The organism is Pseudomonas chlororaphis subsp. piscium (genome assembly GCF_003850345.1).
Taxonomy (GTDB): domain Bacteria; phylum Pseudomonadota; class Gammaproteobacteria; order Pseudomonadales; family Pseudomonadaceae; genus Aquipseudomonas; species Aquipseudomonas piscium.
The window spans coordinates 818,676-835,366 of record NZ_CP027707.1 but is presented as its reverse complement, the minus strand read 5'-3'; the positions used below and the strand labels follow the sequence as shown (position 1 = coordinate 835,366).

The window sequence follows — 16,691 nt, the reverse complement described above, 5'->3', positions numbered from 1 at the left end:
TAGTTTGTGTGTTTTCTCGAACTTTCGGTTCGTTTCGTCTTCACACACCGCAACTTGCTTCTAAGCAAATTGCTTGGGTGTTATATGGTCAAGCCTCACGGGCAATTAGTATTGGTTAGCTCAACGCCTCACAGCGCTTACACACCCAACCTATCAACGTCGTAGTCTTCGACGGCCCTTCAGGGAACTCAAGGTTCCAGTGAGATCTCATCTTGAGGCAAGTTTCCCGCTTAGATGCTTTCAGCGGTTATCTTTTCCGAACATAGCTACCCGGCAATGCCACTGGCGTGACAACCGGAACACCAGAGGTTCGTCCACTCCGGTCCTCTCGTACTAGGAGCAGCCCCTCTCAAATCTCAAACGTCCACGGCAGATAGGGACCGAACTGTCTCACGACGTTCTAAACCCAGCTCGCGTACCACTTTAAATGGCGAACAGCCATACCCTTGGGACCGGCTTCAGCCCCAGGATGTGATGAGCCGACATCGAGGTGCCAAACACCGCCGTCGATATGAACTCTTGGGCGGTATCAGCCTGTTATCCCCGGAGTACCTTTTATCCGTTGAGCGATGGCCCTTCCATACAGAACCACCGGATCACTAAGACCTACTTTCGTACCTGCTCGACGTGTCTGTCTCGCAGTCAAGCGCGCTTTTGCCTTTATACTCTACGACCGATTTCCGACCGGTCTGAGCGCACCTTCGTACTCCTCCGTTACTCTTTAGGAGGAGACCGCCCCAGTCAAACTACCCACCATACACTGTCCTCGATCCGGATAACGGACCTGAGTTAGAACCTCAAAGTTGCCAGGGTGGTATTTCAAGGATGGCTCCACGCGAACTGGCGTCCACGCTTCAAAGCCTCCCACCTATCCTACACAAGCAAATTCAAAGTCCAGTGCAAAGCTATAGTAAAGGTTCACGGGGTCTTTCCGTCTAGCCGCGGATACACTGCATCTTCACAGCGATTTCAATTTCACTGAGTCTCGGGTGGAGACAGCGCCGCCATCGTTACGCCATTCGTGCAGGTCGGAACTTACCCGACAAGGAATTTCGCTACCTTAGGACCGTTATAGTTACGGCCGCCGTTTACCGGGGCTTCGATCAAGAGCTTCGCGTTAGCTAACCCCATCAATTAACCTTCCGGCACCGGGCAGGCGTCACACCCTATACGTCCACTTTCGTGTTTGCAGAGTGCTGTGTTTTTAATAAACAGTCGCAGCGGCCTGGTATCTTCGACCGGCATGGGCTTACGGAGCAAGTCCTTCACCCTCACCGGCGCACCTTCTCCCGAAGTTACGGTGCCATTTTGCCTAGTTCCTTCACCCGAGTTCTCTCAAGCGCCTTGGTATTCTCTACCCAACCACCTGTGTCGGTTTGGGGTACGGTTCCTAGTTATCTGAAGCTTAGAAGCTTTTCTTGGAAGCATGGCATCAACCACTTCGTCACCTAAAAGGTAACTCGTCATCAGCTCTCGGCCTTAGAATCCCGGATTTACCTAAGATTCCAGCCTACCACCTTAAACTTGGACAACCAACGCCAAGCTGGCCTAGCCTTCTCCGTCCCTCCATCGCAATAACTAGAAGTACAGGAATATTAACCTGTTTTCCATCGACTACGCTTTTCAGCCTCGCCTTAGGGACCGACTAACCCTGCGTCGATTAACGTTGCGCAGGAAACCTTGGTCTTTCGGCGTGGGTGTTTTTCACACCCATTGTCGTTACTCATGTCAGCATTCGCACTTCTGATACCTCCAGCAAGCTTCTCAACTCACCTTCACAGGCTTACAGAACGCTCCTCTACCGCATCACTTACGTGATACCCGTAGCTTCGGTGTATGGTTTGAGCCCCGTTACATCTTCCGCGCAGGCCGACTCGACTAGTGAGCTATTACGCTTTCTTTAAAGGGTGGCTGCTTCTAAGCCAACCTCCTAGCTGTCTAAGCCTTCCCACATCGTTTCCCACTTAACCATAACTTTGGGACCTTAGCTGACGGTCTGGGTTGTTTCCCTTTTCACGACGGACGTTAGCACCCGCCGTGTGTCTCCCATGCTCGGCACTTGTAGGTATTCGGAGTTTGCATCGGTTTGGTAAGTCGGGATGACCCCCTAGCCGAAACAGTGCTCTACCCCCTACAGTGATACATGAGGCGCTACCTAAATAGCTTTCGAGGAGAACCAGCTATCTCCGAGCTTGATTAGCCTTTCACTCCGATCCACAGGTCATCCGCTAACTTTTCAACGGTAGTCGGTTCGGTCCTCCAGTCAGTGTTACCTAACCTTCAACCTGCCCATGGATAGATCGCCCGGTTTCGGGTCTATACCCAGCGACTAAACGCCCTATTAAGACTCGCTTTCGCTACGCCTCCCCTATTCGGTTAAGCTCGCCACTGAATATAAGTCGCTGACCCATTATACAAAAGGTACGCAGTCACAGAACAAAGTCTGCTCCCACTGCTTGTACGCATACGGTTTCAGGATCTATTTCACTCCCCTCTCCGGGGTTCTTTTCGCCTTTCCCTCACGGTACTAGTTCACTATCGGTCAGTCAGTAGTATTTAGCCTTGGAGGATGGTCCCCCCATATTCAGACAAAGTTTCTCGTGCTCCGTCCTACTCGATTTCATGACTAAGAGATTTTCGCGTACAGGGCTATCACCCACTATGGCCGCACTTTCCAGAGCGTTCCGCTAATCTCAAAGCCACTTAAGGGCTAGTCCCCGTTCGCTCGCCACTACTAAGGGAATCTCGGTTGATTTCTTTTCCTCAGGGTACTTAGATGTTTCAGTTCCCCTGGTTCGCCTCTTGCACCTATGTATTCAGTACAAGATAACCATCTTATGATGGCTGGGTTCCCCCATTCAGACATCTCCGGATCAAAGTCTGTTTGCCGACTCCCCGAAGCTTTTCGCAGGCTACCACGTCTTTCATCGCCTCTGACTGCCAAGGCATCCACCGTATGCGCTTCTTCACTTGACCATATAACCCCAAGCAATCTGGTTATACTATGAAGACGACATTCGCCGAAAATTCGCGATTAAACTCACAAATTTTACCTTAGCCTGAATAAACACCAGTGAAAGTGCTATCCAGTCTATCTTTCTATCACATACCCAAATTTTTAAAGAACGATTCTGATAAAGATCAGAAATCAACATTCATCGCCGTTTTGGCGGAATGCTCATTTCTAAGCTTTAAACGATGGAGACCAATCTGTAATGGTGGAGCCAAGCGGGATCGAACCGCTGACCTCCTGCGTGCAAGGCAGGCGCTCTCCCAGCTGAGCTATGGCCCCGTATCGCTACAGGGTGCACCAGTAATTGGTGGGTCTGGGCAGATTCGAACTGCCGACCTCACCCTTATCAGGGGTGCGCTCTAACCAACTGAGCTACAGACCCAATCGTCTTCTTCAATGAATCAAGCAATTCGTGTGGGAGCTTATGAAGCAGCTGATGTCGTCGATTAAGGAGGTGATCCAGCCGCAGGTTCCCCTACGGCTACCTTGTTACGACTTCACCCCAGTCATGAATCACACCGTGGTAACCGTCCTCCCGAAGGTTAGACTAGCTACTTCTGGTGCAACCCACTCCCATGGTGTGACGGGCGGTGTGTACAAGGCCCGGGAACGTATTCACCGCGACATTCTGATTCGCGATTACTAGCGATTCCGACTTCACGCAGTCGAGTTGCAGACTGCGATCCGGACTACGATCGGTTTTATGGGATTAGCTCCACCTCGCGGCTTGGCAACCCTCTGTACCGACCATTGTAGCACGTGTGTAGCCCAGGCCGTAAGGGCCATGATGACTTGACGTCATCCCCACCTTCCTCCGGTTTGTCACCGGCAGTCTCCTTAGAGTGCCCACCATTACGTGCTGGTAACTAAGGACAAGGGTTGCGCTCGTTACGGGACTTAACCCAACATCTCACGACACGAGCTGACGACAGCCATGCAGCACCTGTCTCAATGTTCCCGAAGGCACCAATCCATCTCTGGAAAGTTCATTGGATGTCAAGGCCTGGTAAGGTTCTTCGCGTTGCTTCGAATTAAACCACATGCTCCACCGCTTGTGCGGGCCCCCGTCAATTCATTTGAGTTTTAACCTTGCGGCCGTACTCCCCAGGCGGTCAACTTAATGCGTTAGCTGCGCCACTAAGAGCTCAAGGCTCCCAACGGCTAGTTGACATCGTTTACGGCGTGGACTACCAGGGTATCTAATCCTGTTTGCTCCCCACGCTTTCGCACCTCAGTGTCAGTATCAGTCCAGGTGGTCGCCTTCGCCACTGGTGTTCCTTCCTATATCTACGCATTTCACCGCTACACAGGAAATTCCACCACCCTCTACCATACTCTAGCTCGCCAGTTTTGGATGCAGTTCCCAGGTTGAGCCCGGGGATTTCACATTCAACTTAACGAACCACCTACGCGCGCTTTACGCCCAGTAATTCCGATTAACGCTTGCACCCTCTGTATTACCGCGGCTGCTGGCACAGAGTTAGCCGGTGCTTATTCTGTCGGTAACGTCAAAATACTCACGTATTAGGTAAGTACCCTTCCTCCCAACTTAAAGTGCTTTACAATCCGAAGACCTTCTTCACACACGCGGCATGGCTGGATCAGGCTTTCGCCCATTGTCCAATATTCCCCACTGCTGCCTCCCGTAGGAGTCTGGACCGTGTCTCAGTTCCAGTGTGACTGATCATCCTCTCAGACCAGTTACGGATCGTCGCCTTGGTGAGCCATTACCTCACCAACTAGCTAATCCGACCTAGGCTCATCTGATAGCGCAAGGCCCGAAGGTCCCCTGCTTTCTCCCGTAGGACGTATGCGGTATTAGCGTCCGTTTCCGAACGTTATCCCCCACTACCAGGCAGATTCCTAGGCATTACTCACCCGTCCGCCGCTCTCAAGAGAAGCAAGCTCCTCTCTACCGCTCGACTTGCATGTGTTAGGCCTGCCGCCAGCGTTCAATCTGAGCCATGATCAAACTCTTCAGTTCAAACATCTTTGGGTTTTGAGAAAACCCTAAACTTGGCTCAGCAATCGTTGGTTACATCTTTGATTTCTCGCGGAGTAACTTGTGATGCTGATAATCTTTCTGACTATCAGTCTGACTCCACAAGCACCCACACGAATTGCTTGATTCAGTTGTTAAAGAGCGGTTGGTTAAGCCTTTCGTCTCAACCGAGGCGCGCATTCTACAGCAGCCTCTGCATCTGTCAAGCGGTTATTTTAAGAAGTTTTCAAAGTTTCCTTTGCAACTTCAACCACTTGCGCTTCCGATCTCTCGTCAGCGGGAGGCGAATTCTACAGCGTTACACGCTGCTGTCAACACCTCTTTTTCTCCGCTTTCGACCGAGAAGATCGAATCGTTAATAAGGCGAAAACAAGACACCTTACCAACTCCTTCAGGCTTCGATGAACTGAAGCTTAACCGCTGTCGAAAACCGTGTAACTCATTGAATCTCAAGGAGTTTTCCGTTTCGACTGCGCCGGAAGTGGGGCGAATTATAGACCTGTAGAATCTGCCGTCAACACTTATTTTCACAAATCTGTCATATCAGTCAAAAACGCCCCTAAAAGCAAAGGCCGCCCCCAAGGGGGCGGCCTTAAATACCCTTCTACTTACTACAAGCTAGGGAAGGCGAACTGCGATGCCTCATGACTGGCACGCTGCGGCCAACGCTGAGTGATCGCCTTGCGACGGGTATAGAAGCGCACACCGTCCGGACCATAGGCATGCAAGTCACCAAACAGCGAACGCTTCCAACCGCCAAAGCTGTGGTAAGCCACCGGCACCGGCAGCGGTACGTTGACACCCACCATCCCGACCTCGATCTCGTCACAGAACAGACGCGCCGCTTCACCGTCACGGGTAAAGATGCAGGTACCGTTGCCGTACTCGTGATCGTTGATCAGTTGCATGGCCTCCTCCAGGCTGTTCACCCGCACGACGCACAGCACCGGCCCGAAGATCTCTTCTTTATAGATGCGCATTTCCGGGGTGACGTTGTCGAACAGGCAGCCGCCGAGGAAGAAGCCTTCTTCATGGCCCGGCACGCTCAGGCCACGGCCGTCGACCACCAGCTTCGCGCCCGCCTTCACGCCATCCTCGACATAACCGCTGACCTTGTCCCGCGCCTGACCTGTGACCAGCGGCCCCATGTCCAGGCCACAGGAAGTGCCGGCACCAATTTTCAGCGCCTTGATCTGCGGTACCAGCTTGGCCACCAGCGCATCGGCCACCTGGTCGCCGACACACACGGCAACCGAGATCGCCATGCAGCGCTCGCCGCAGGAACCGTAGGCCGCGCCCATCAGGGCACTGACCGCGTTATCCAGGTCGGCATCCGGCATCAGCACGGCGTGGTTCTTCGCCCCGCCCAGCGCCTGCACGCGTTTGCCGCGCTTGGTGCCTTCGGCGTAGATGTATTCGGCAATCGGCGTCGAACCGACGAAGCTCAGTGCCTTGACCTCCGGCGCTTCGATCAGCGCGTCCACCGCGGTCTTGTCGCCGTGCACCACACTCAGCACGCCTTTCGGCAGGCCGGCTTCCAGCAGCAGCTGGGCGATCAGCAGGGTCGAGCTCGGGTCACGCTCGGATGGCTTGAGGATGAAGCAGTTGCCGCAGACGATCGCCAGCGGATACATCCACAGTGGCACCATCGCTGGGAAGTTGAACGGGGTGATGCCGGCAACCACGCCCAGCGGCTGGAAGTCGGACCAGGCATCGATGTTCGGGCCGACGTTGCGGCTGTACTCGCCCTTGAGGATTTCTGGAGCGGCACAGGCGAACTCGACGTTTTCGATACCACGCTTGAGCTCACCGGCAGCATCTTCCAGGGTCTTGCCGTGTTCTTCGCTGATCAACTGGGCGATGCGCGATTCGTTCTGCTCCAGCAGTTGCTTGAAGCGGAACATCACCTGGGCACGCTTGGCCGGCGGCGTGTTGCGCCAGGCCGGGAAGGCAGCCTTGGCGGCATCGATGGCGCTCTGGATGGTTTCGCGGCTGGCCAGCGGCAGCTTGTGGATCGCCTGACCGGTGGACGGGTTGAACACATCGACCGCGCGACCGTTCTCGGTCACCAGTTCACCATTGATCAAATGCGGGATAACGCTCATCGGGGAACTCCTGAAGTTGTCCACAGGCGCTCGCCCAGGGGCGCCTGCTCTATATAGATGACTTTGAATATGAGCCAAACCACGATGGCGCCTATAAGTACGCCATCGCGAGCAAGCTCAGCTCCTACAGTTTTGGGGAATCAGTCGAGCTTGTTCAGCACTTCGCCGACGGCATCGAACAGGCGGTCCAGATCCTGCGGCTTGCTGTTGAAGGTCGGGCCGAACTGCAGGGTGTCGCCGCCGAAACGTACGTAGAAACCGGCTTTCCACAGGGCCATGCCCGCTTCGAACGGACGCACGATGGCGTCGCCGTCCCGTGGGGCGATCTGGATGGCGCCGGCCAGGCCGAAATTACGGATGTCGATGACATTCTTCGTGCCCTTGATGCCGTGCAGTGCCTTCTCGAAATGCGGCGCCACCTCAGCGACGCTCTGCACCAGATTTTCCTTCTGCAACAGATCCAGTGCCGCCAGGCCGGCCGCGCAGGCCACCGGGTGCGCCGAGTAGGTGTAACCGTGAGGGAATTCCACCGCGTACTCAGGGGTCGGCTGGTTCATGAAGGTCTGGTAGATCTCGGAACTGGCAATCACCGCGCCCATCGGAATCGCGCCGTTGGTGACTTGCTTGGCGATGCACATCAGGTCCGGGGTCACGCCAAAGCTGTCGGCACCGAACATCTTGCCGGTACGACCGAAACCGGTGATCACTTCGTCGAACACCAGCAGGATGTTGTGCTGGTCGCAGATTTCCCGCAGGCGCTTGAGGTAACCCTGTGGCGGCACCAGCACGCCAGCGGAACCGGCCAGAGGCTCGACGAACACCGCGGCGATGTTGGAGGCGTCATGCAGTTCAATCAGCTTGAGCAGCTCGTCGGCCAGGGCGATACCGCCCTGCTCCGGAATGCCACGGGAGAACGCGTTGCTTGCCAGCAGGGTGTGCGGCAGGTGGTCGACATCCATCATCGCCTGGCCGAACAGTTTACGGTTGCCATTGACCCCGCCGAGGCTGGTGCCGGCAATGTTCACGCCGTGGTAGCCACGGGCACGGCCGATCATCTTGGTCTTGGTCGACTGGCCTTTCAGGCGCCAGTAGGCGCGCACCATTTTCACCGCGGTATCGGCACATTCGGAACCGGAGTCGGTGAAGAATACATGGTTCAGGTTGCCCGGGGTCAGCGCGGTGATTTTCTCGGCCAGCTGGAACGACAGCGGGTGACCGTACTGGAAGCCCGGCGAGTAATCGAGGGTGCCCAATTGCTTGGCCACCGCTTCCTGGATCTCCTTGCGGGTGTGGCCGGCGCCACAGGTCCACAGGCCGGACAGCGAGTCATAAACCTTGCGCCCCTTGTCGTCGACCAGCCAGCTGCCTTCGGCGGCGACGATCAGACGTGGATCGCGCTGGAAGTTGCGGTTGGCGGTGTAGGGCATCCAGTGAGCATCGAGCTTGAGCTGGCTGGCCAGGGAAGCTGGAGCGTTTTCATGCATGTTCATGGGGCAAAACCTCGCAGGGCAATAAGCGGCGCAGGGATCGGAAAGCGTTGTTGCAGCTAAGTTGCCACGGCTATAAAGTCGGTGAAATCCAACTTTTATAACCTTCAGTCAGTGGTTCACTAAACTATGAGCAGCCGTCGCGCCGACCCGCTGGCGCAAGTCAGCGACTTCGATATCCGTCTGCTGCGGATCTTCCGCAGCGTGGTCGAATGCGGTGGTTTCTCCGCCGCGGAAACCGTGCTCGGCATCGGCCGCTCGGCCATCAGCCAGCAGATGAGCGATCTCGAGCAACGCCTGGGCCTGCGCCTGTGCCAACGTGGGCGCGCCGGCTTCTCGCTGACCGAAGAAGGTCGCGAGGTGTATCAATCGGCCCTGCAATTGCTGAGCGCCCTGGAAAGTTTTCGCACCGAGGTCAATGGCCTGCACCGCCACCTGCGTGGCGAACTGATCATCGGCCTGACCGACAACCTGGTCACCCTGCCCCACATGCGCATCACCCATGCCCTGGCCCAACTGAAGGAGCGCGGGCCGGACGTGCAAATCCAGATCCGCATGATCGCCCCCAACGAAGTCGAACAAGGGGTGCTCGACGGTCGCCTGCATGTCGGCGTGGTGCCCCAGGCCAGCGCCTTGTCCGGGCTGGAATACCAGCCGCTGTACAGCGAACGCTCACTGCTTTACTGCGCCGTCGGCCACCCGCTGTTTTATGTCGACGACAAGCAACTGGACGACCAGCGCCTCAACGAACAGGACGCCATCGCCCCGACCTTCCGCCTGCCCGCCGAGATCCAGGCCCATTACCAGGCGCTCAATTGCACCGCCAGCGCTTCGGACCGCGAAGGCATGGCGTTCCTGATCCTGACCGGACGCTACATCGGTTACCTGCCGGACCATTACGCCAGCCTCTGGGTCCAGCAAGGACGACTGCGCGCGCTCAAACCCGATTCACGCTTTTATGACCTGAGCCTGGCATCGGTCACGCGCAAGGGCCGCCGCCCCCATTTGGTGCTGGAAAGCTTCCTGGATAGCCTGGCGGCCACCCGCTGAAAAAACAGAAGATGCCATAAAAGCCCCAGAATCATTGGCTTACAACGGAGATAACACACAATAACCTGAGCACATGGACAGCTTTTTGCAGGGCACTAGGACCTTGAACCCTCAGCCCTGAGTTCCCAGTCCATGCAGCCAGACACTTCCAGCCAAAGCGATCTGATCTACGGTCTCGACGATCGCCCGAAACCCCTCGCCGCGATACTCGCCGCCCTGCAGCATGTGCTGGCAAGCTTCGTCGGCATCATTACCCCGCCGCTGGTGATCGGCTCGACCCTGGGCCTGGGCGCCCACCTGCCCTACCTGATCAGTATGGCGCTGATGGTTTCCGGCGTCGGCACCTTCATCCAGGCGCGCCGGCCATTCGGGATCGGCGCGGGGATGATCTGCCTGCAAGGCACCAGCTTCGCCTTCCTCGGCGCGGTGCTGTCCGCGGGTTTTCTGGTCAAGCAACGGGGCGGCAGCCCGGAAGACATCCTGGCGATGATTTTCGGTGTGTGCTTTTTCGGCGCGGCGGTGCAGATCGTCCTGAGTCGATTCATCGGCCAATTGCGCCGGGTCATTACCCCGCTGGTCACCGGCATCGTGATCACCCTGATCGGCGTCAGCCTGATCAAGGTCGGCATCACCGACCTGGGTGGCGGTTTCAATGCCGCGGACTTCGGCGCGCCGGGCAACCTGGCGCTGGGGCTGTTCGTGCTGTTGACGATCATCCTGCTGAACCGCTCGAACACGCCCTGGGTACGGCTGTCGGCGATCATCATCGGCCTGGCCCTGGGCAGCCTCGCCGCCTGGTTCAGCGGCAAGCTGGTGCCCCAGGCGTTGCCCGACCTGCCGCTGATCAGTCTGCCGACGCCCTTCCGTTTCGGCTTCAGCTTCGACTGGACGGCGTTCCTGCCCGTGGCACTGATCTACCTGATCAGCACCATCGAAACCGTCGGCGACCTGACCGCCAACTGCATGCTCGCCCGTCAGCCCATCAGTGGCCCTTCTTATATAAGCCGGCTCAAGGGCGGCATTCTCGGCGACGGCGTCAGTTGCATGATCGCCGCGACCTTCAGCGCCTTCCCCAACACCACCTTCGCCCAGAACAACGGGGTGATTCAGCTGACCGGCGTGGCCAGCCGCCATGTCGGCCTGTACATCGGCCTGTTGCTGTTTTGCCTGGGCCTGTTTCCATTGATCGGCGCGGTGCTGCAGCAAATCCCCAAGCCGGTGCTGGGCGGCGCCACCCTGGTGATGTTCGGCAGCGTTGCCGCGGCCGGCGTGCGCATCCTCGCCCAAGCGCCGCTGGACCGACGCAGCATGCTGATCATCGCCACCTCCTTCGGCGTCGGCCTGGGGATCGCGGCGCAACCGAACCTGCTGCATTTGTTACCCAAGGTGGTGCAGAACCTGTTCGATTCGGCGATCACCAGCGGCGGCCTGACCGCGATCCTCATGTGCCTGTTGCTGCCGGAAGACCGGGCCGCGCTGCGTGGCGCAAATCCGGCTCGCGAAAGCGACACCCTGGAACCGCTTTGAGGGTTTTCTGCCCATTAAGACTTGTCTGAGGCCTGTGGGTGCGCTATCAACGCACTGGTTGCACCCACAGAACAGCTCGGAAACGCCTATGACCCTTGAAGTCCCAGCCCACGCCGGCCCTCAAACCGCCAAGCCCGCCAGCCGCATTCGCCAGAAAAACGAAGAAGCGATCATCAAGGCCGCCGAAGACGAGTTCGCCCGTCACGGTTTCAAAGGCACCAGCATGAACACCATCGCGCAGAATGCCGGCCTGCCCAAAGCCAATCTGCACTACTACTTCACCAACAAGCTTGGGCTGTATGTCGCGGTGTTGAGCAACATCCTCGAGTTGTGGGACAGCACCTTCAACACCCTGACCGCCGAGGACGATCCGGCCGAAGCGCTGACCCGCTACATCCGCGCCAAGATGGAGTTCTCCCGGCGCCAGCCGCAGGCCTCGCGGATCTTCGCCATGGAGATCATCAGCGGCGGCGAATGCCTCAGCGAATACTTCAGCCAGGACTACCGCGCCTGGTTCCAGGGGCGCGCCGCGGTGTTCCAGGCCTGGATCGACGCCGGCAAGATGGACCCGGTGGACCCGGTGCACCTGATCTTCCTGCTGTGGGGCAGCACCCAGCACTACGCCGACTTCGCCACCCAGATCTGTCGCGTCACCGGTCGCAGCAAGCTGACCAAGCAGGACATGGAAGACGCCGGCAACAACCTGATCCGCATCATCCTCAAGGGTTGCGGCCTCAAGCCTGCCTTATAAAGAACACAGCGCATGCCCTTTACCCTCGCCGGCCTTTGCGAATACCGCGAAGAGATTCGCAAAAGCCGCTTTATCGCCCTCGCCGCGCCGATCAACAGTGCGGCCGAGGCCCAAGCCTTTATCGAACAGCACAGCGATCTCAACGCCTCCCACAACTGCTGGGCCTGGAAACTCGCCGACCAATATCGCAGCAGCGACGATGGCGAACCCGGCGGCACCGCCGGCCGCCCGATCCTCTCGGCCATCGAAGCCCAGGACTGCGATCAGGTCGCGGTGCTGGTGATTCGCTGGTACGGCGGTATTCAACTGGGCACCGGCGGCCTGGCCCGCGCCTATGGCGGCAGCGCCAACAAGTGCCTGCAAGGCGCCGAACGCATCGAGCTGGTCAGCCGGGTAGCCCTGCGTTGCGCCTGCAGCTTCAGCGAGCTGGCCCTGGTCAAGCTGCGGGTCGCCGAACTCGGCGGGCTGCTGGTCGAGGAGCAATTCACGGCCAACGGCGTGGAACTGCAACTGGCCCTGGGCGAAAGCCGGATCGCCACCTTGCAAAGCCAGCTGGCCGACCTGAGTCGCGGGCGCATCCTCTTGCAGCGCTGAGTGCACCAACACCGCACTCACGCCTCGAAATCATCCTGTGCACAACGGCCCGGTGGATAGCCAACTTGCCCACACCTGCTGTGTACCCGACTGTGGATAACCTGAGCACACTTGCCTGTACCCCTTTTGCAACGTGGCTTTGCGGTGGTTGTTCACTTTTCAGCCAATCGGTCGTCAGAAATACTTTTTTCAAGCTAAAACAGTAAGTTAGCTCCGTTTATCGCCTTTAGAAGAAAGCCACACAGTGCTTATGCCCGACCTTTGGGCTTGCGCACAAATACTGTGGAGCAAGCTGTGGATAACCCGTGCAAGGCTGCGCCAGCCGCCGATACGGCAAGGCTTGCAGGCTGCTGATCACTTTTCGACCAACCTTGCGCTGGCAAAACCGCCACCCTTTCAAACACCCTGCCCCGAACTGGTGCCAGGTGCCGGTGCGGTGGACGACCTGAAGGTGCACAAGACCGCGGTTCATCGCGACCCGGAGGCTTTCCTGACTCACTGGCCAGGAAATTGCTTTATCCACAGGCATAACGTTCAGCGACCCGAGTCCGTCATGCCCAACCCCGTTCCCATCCCCGATGCAACACCCCGCCTGCAACTGCGCAGGATCACCAAGCGTTATCCCGGTTGCCTGGCCAACGACGGGATCGACCTGAGCATCCAGCCCGGGGAAATCCAGGCCCTGCTCGGTGAAAACGGCGCCGGCAAAAGCACCCTGATGAAGATCATCTACGGGGTGACCCAGGCCGACTCGGGCGAGCTGATCTGGCAAGGGCAGCGTCAGCTGATGCGCAATCCGGCCCAGGCGCGCAGCCTGGGGATCGGCATGGTGTTCCAGCATTTCTCGCTGTTCGAGACCCTGAGCGTGGCGCAGAACATCGCCCTGGCCATGGGCGCCGCGGCCGGTACGCCGAAGCAGCTGGAGCCGAAGATCCGCCAGGTCTCGCAGCGCTACGGCATGGCCCTTGAACCGGAACGCCTGGTGCACAGCCTGTCCATCGGCGAGCGCCAGCGGGTGGAGATCATTCGCTGCCTGATGCAGGACATCCGCCTACTGATCCTCGACGAACCGACCTCGGTGCTGACGCCCCAGGAGGCCGACGAGCTGTTCGTCACCCTGCGCCGCCTGGCCAGCGAGGGTTGCAGCATTCTGTTCATCAGCCACAAGCTCGGTGAAGTCCGCGCCCTGTGCCACAGCGCCACGGTGCTGCGCGGCGGCCGGGTTGCCGGGCACTGCATACCGGCCGAATGCTCGGACCAGGAACTGGCGCGGCTGATGGTCGGCGAAGCCGCGGGCCTGATCACCGACTACCCGAAGGCCAGGGGCGGCGACGCCTTCCTGCAGGTCCAGAAGCTGTCCTGGCCCAATCCGGACCCGTTCGGCTGCTCGCTCAAGGACATCGACCTGGAAGTACGCAGCGGGGAAATCGTCGGCATCGCCGGGGTCGCCGGCAATGGCCAGGACGAACTGCTGGCCCTGCTCAGCGGCGAACAGCGTCTTGATCGTGCCGCGGCTGCCACCTTGCGCTTCGCCGGTCAGTACGTCGCCCACCTGCGCCCCGATGCCCGCCGTGGGCTGGGCCTGGCGTTCGTCCCGGCCGAGCGCCTGGGCCACGGCGCCGTGCCGGAGCTGAGCCTGGCGGACAACGCCCTGTTGACCGCCTTCCAGCAAGGGCTGGTGAGCAAAGGCCTGATCCAGCGCGGCAAGGTGCTGGCCCTGGCCGAGGACATCATTCGCCGCTTCGCGGTGAAAACCCCGGACAGCCAGACCACCGCCCGCAGCCTGTCCGGCGGCAATCTGCAGAAATTCATCCTCGGCCGGGAAATCCTCCAGCGCCCCAAGCTGCTGATCGCCGCGCACCCGACCTGGGGTGTCGACGTCGGCGCCGCCGCGACTATCCACCGGGCCTTGGTGGCCCTGCGCGATGCGGGGGCGGCGATCCTGGTGATCTCCGAAGACCTCGATGAACTGTTCCAGATCAGCGATCGCCTGGCGGCCCTGTGCAGCGGTCGCCTGTCGGCGCTCAAGGCCACCGCGGACACCAGCCTGATCGAAGTCGGCGGCTGGATGGCCGGCCAGTTCGATGCCCCCGCCCACTCAACTGCTCAGCCGGCGTAACGGAGCTATTTATTTATGCTGCTTTCTCTCGAACCCCGCGGCCAGCAATCGCGCCTGATGCTCTGGTGCTCGCCGCTGCTGGCCGCCGCCCTCACCCTGGGCTGCGGCTCGCTGCTGTTTGTCGCCCTGGGCCACGACCCGCTGGAAACCCTGCACACCTTGCTGATCGCCCCGATCAGCGACCTGTACGGCGTCTCCGAACTACTGGTCAAGGCACTGCCAATCCTGCTCTGCGCCCTCGGCCTGGCCGTGGCGTATCAGGCGCGGATCTGGAACATCGGCGCCGAAGGCCAACTGCTGCTCGGCGCCCTGGCCGGCAGCGCCCTGGCGGTGAACATCATCGACCTGCAAAGCCGCTGGGCGCTGGTGCTGATCCTGTTCACCGGCACCCTGGCTGGCGCCGCCTGGGCCGGCCTCACCGCCTGGTTGCGCACCCACTTCAACGCCAATGAAATCCTCACCAGCATCATGCTCAACTACATCGCCCTGAACCTGCTGCTGTATTGCGTGCACGGGCCGTTGAAAGACCCGGCCGGGTTCAACTTTCCCGAGTCGGCGATGTTCGGCGATGCCAGTCGCCTGCCGCTGCTCCTGGAAGATGGCCGGGTGCACGCCGGGGTGTATTTCGCTCTGCTGGCCCTGGTGGCGGTGTGGGTGCTGCTGCAAAAAAGCTTCGTCGGGTTCCAGATCAAGGTGCTGGGCCTGGACAAGCGCGCCGCCGGCTTCGTCGGCTTTCGCGAGAAGCGCCTGATCTGGCTGGCGCTGCTGATCAGCGGTGGGCTGGCCGGCCTCGCCGGGGTGTGCGAAGTCACCGGCCCTATCGGCCAGCTGGTGCCCCAGGTGTCGCCCGGCTACGGCTATGCAGCGATCACCGTGGCCTTTCTCGGCCGTCTGCACCCCATCGGCATTCTGTTTTCCAGCCTGCTGATGGCGCTGCTGTACATCGGTGGCGAGAACGCGCAGATGAGCCTCAACCTGCCGCAAGCCATCACCCAATTGTTCCAGGGCATGATGCTGTTCTTCCTGCTGGCCAGTGACGTGCTGATTCTCTATCGGCCGCGCCTGAACCTGCGTTGGGCACGTCGCGCCGCCACCCCTTCCGTGCAGGCAGGAGCGCTGTGATGGACATCGATCTGTTGAGCAATATTTTCTACGCCATGGTCCGTTGCGGTACGCCGCTGCTGCTGGTGGCCCTGGGCGAGCTGATCTGCGAAAAGAGCGGCGTCCTCAACCTCGGCCAGGAAGGCATGATGCTGTTTGGCGCGGTGATAGGTTTTATCGTCGCCCTGAACAGCGGCAACCTGTGGCTCGGCGTGCTGCTGGCGATGCTCGCCGGGATGCTGCTGTCAGCGCTGTTCGCTTTGGTGGCGCTGGTGTTCAACGCCAATCAGGTGGCCACCGGCCTGGCCCTGACCATCTTTGGTGTCGGGCTGTCGAGTTTCGTCGGCGCCAGTTGGGTCGGTAAACCCCTGGCCGGATTCGAGCCCATGGCGATTCCGCTGCTGAGCGAGATCCCGCTGATCGGGCGCATGCTGTTTGCCCAGGACCTGCTGGTCTACCTGTCCTTTGCCCTGTTCACCCTGGTGGCCTGGGTGATCCTGAAAAGCCGGGTCGGCCTGATCATCCAGGCGGTCGGTGAAAACCCCGACGCGGCCAGCGCCATGGGCCTGCCGGTGCTGCGGGTACGCACCCTGGCGGTGCTGTTCGGCGGCGCGATGGCCGGCCTGGCCGGGGCTTACCTGTCCCTGGCCTACACACCGATGTGGGCGGAAAACATGAGCGCCGGTCGCGGCTGGATCGCCCTGGCGCTGGTGGTGTTCGCCAGCTGGCGGGTGTGGCGCCTGCTGCTCGGCGCCTACCTGTTCGGCCTCGCCAGCATCCTGCATCTGGTGGCGCAAGGGCTGGGCCTGGCGATCCCCTCGAACCTGCTGGCGATGCTGCCGTATGCCGCGACCATCCTGGTGCTGGTACTGCTGTCCCGAGATGCGCTGCGCACCCGCCTGTACGCGCCGGTGTCGCTGGGGCAGCCGTGGTAGGCGGGGC

9 protein-coding genes, 2 tRNA genes and 2 rRNA genes are annotated in these 16,691 nt (G+C 59.5%); 7 read left to right on the top strand and 6 right to left on the bottom strand.

The features are described from left to right. Nucleotides 1–84 precede the first annotated feature (84 nt). The 6 genes from C4K38_RS03725 to aptA all read right to left on the bottom strand — a co-directional run bounded on the left by C4K38_RS03725 (nt 85) and on the right by aptA (nt 8,610). Nucleotides 85–2,976: ribosomal RNA gene (locus C4K38_RS03725) — 23S ribosomal RNA — on the bottom strand. 240 nt (nt 2,977–3,216) lie between these two features. Next, nucleotides 3,217–3,292 (bottom strand) — tRNA-Ala (locus C4K38_RS03720). A 26-nt stretch (nt 3,293–3,318) separates the two neighbouring features. Then, nucleotides 3,319–3,395: transfer RNA gene (locus C4K38_RS03715), tRNA-Ile, on the bottom strand. A 65-nt stretch (nt 3,396–3,460) separates the two neighbouring features. After that, nucleotides 3,461–4,997, bottom strand: a 16S ribosomal RNA gene (locus C4K38_RS03710). The 16S and 23S rRNA genes sit together here with 2 tRNA genes alongside, the layout of an rRNA operon. A 629-nt stretch (nt 4,998–5,626) precedes the next feature. Further along, nucleotides 5,627–7,120, bottom strand: a complete 1,494-nt coding sequence (locus C4K38_RS03700) for a CoA-acylating methylmalonate-semialdehyde dehydrogenase (protein ID WP_053277323.1) — start codon at nt 7,118–7,120, stop codon at nt 5,627–5,629. Nucleotides 7,121–7,260: 140 nt separating this feature from the next. Continuing rightward, nucleotides 7,261–8,610, bottom strand: a complete 1,350-nt coding sequence (gene aptA, locus C4K38_RS03695; RefSeq protein ID WP_053277322.1) for an omega-aminotransferase AptA — start codon at nt 8,608–8,610, stop codon at nt 7,261–7,263. Between the two features lie 126 nt (nt 8,611–8,736). Between aptA and C4K38_RS03690 the strand changes: the two genes are divergently transcribed. The 7 genes from C4K38_RS03690 (at nt 8,737) to C4K38_RS03660 (ending at nt 16,684) form a co-directional block, all read left to right on the top strand. Beyond that, entirely contained in the window at nt 8,737–9,657 is a 921-nt protein-coding gene (locus C4K38_RS03690) for a LysR family transcriptional regulator (RefSeq protein WP_025807899.1), read from the top strand. A gap of 132 nt (nt 9,658–9,789) precedes the next feature. Beyond that, a complete protein-coding gene (locus C4K38_RS03685) occupies nt 9,790–11,184 on the top strand; it encodes a uracil-xanthine permease family protein (protein WP_053277321.1) in 1,395 nt (464 codons plus the stop codon). An 88-nt stretch (nt 11,185–11,272) separates the two neighbouring features. Continuing rightward, a complete protein-coding gene (locus tag C4K38_RS03680; RefSeq protein ID WP_007930696.1) occupies nt 11,273–11,935 on the top strand; it encodes a TetR/AcrR family transcriptional regulator in 663 nt (220 codons plus the stop codon). Nucleotides 11,936–11,947: 12 nt separating this feature from the next. Beyond that, nucleotides 11,948–12,529, top strand: a complete 582-nt coding sequence (locus C4K38_RS03675) for an IMPACT family protein (protein WP_053277320.1) — start codon at nt 11,948–11,950, stop codon at nt 12,527–12,529. Nucleotides 12,530–13,082: 553 nt separating this feature from the next. Then, on the top strand, nt 13,083–14,648 hold the full coding sequence (locus C4K38_RS03670) for an ABC transporter ATP-binding protein (protein WP_053277319.1): 1,566 nt from the start codon (nt 13,083–13,085) through the stop codon (nt 14,646–14,648). A gap of 15 nt (nt 14,649–14,663) precedes the next feature. Continuing rightward, nucleotides 14,664–15,770 (top strand): ABC transporter permease, encoded by a 1,107-nt coding sequence (locus C4K38_RS03665; protein ID WP_053277318.1) that lies wholly within the window; start codon nt 14,664–14,666, stop codon nt 15,768–15,770. Next, nucleotides 15,770–16,684, top strand: coding sequence for an ABC transporter permease (locus C4K38_RS03660; RefSeq protein WP_053277317.1), 915 nt, complete (start codon nt 15,770–15,772; stop codon nt 16,682–16,684). Before C4K38_RS03665 ends, C4K38_RS03660 begins: the two co-directional genes overlap by 1 nt. The last annotated feature ends 7 nt before the right edge of the window (nt 16,685–16,691 follow it).

Excerpts from the sequence above, each read along its gene's own strand:
- C4K38_RS03700 (WP_053277323.1), bottom strand. The coding sequence starts at position 7,120 with ATGAGCGTTATCCCGCATTTGATCAATGGTGAACTGGTGACCGAGAAC.
- aptA (WP_053277322.1), bottom strand. The coding sequence starts at position 8,610 with ATGAACATGCATGAAAACGCTCCAGCTTCCCTGGCCAGCCAGCTCAAG.
- C4K38_RS03690 (WP_025807899.1), top strand. The coding sequence starts at position 8,737 with ATGAGCAGCCGTCGCGCCGACCCGCTGGCGCAAGTCAGCGACTTCGAT.
- C4K38_RS03685 (WP_053277321.1), top strand. The coding sequence starts at position 9,790 with ATGCAGCCAGACACTTCCAGCCAAAGCGATCTGATCTACGGTCTCGAC.
- C4K38_RS03680 (WP_007930696.1), top strand. The coding sequence starts at position 11,273 with ATGACCCTTGAAGTCCCAGCCCACGCCGGCCCTCAAACCGCCAAGCCC.
- C4K38_RS03675 (WP_053277320.1), top strand. The coding sequence starts at position 11,948 with ATGCCCTTTACCCTCGCCGGCCTTTGCGAATACCGCGAAGAGATTCGC.
- C4K38_RS03670 (WP_053277319.1), top strand. The coding sequence starts at position 13,083 with ATGCCCAACCCCGTTCCCATCCCCGATGCAACACCCCGCCTGCAACTG.
- C4K38_RS03665 (WP_053277318.1), top strand. The coding sequence starts at position 14,664 with ATGCTGCTTTCTCTCGAACCCCGCGGCCAGCAATCGCGCCTGATGCTC.
- C4K38_RS03660 (WP_053277317.1), top strand. The coding sequence starts at position 15,770 with ATGGACATCGATCTGTTGAGCAATATTTTCTACGCCATGGTCCGTTGC.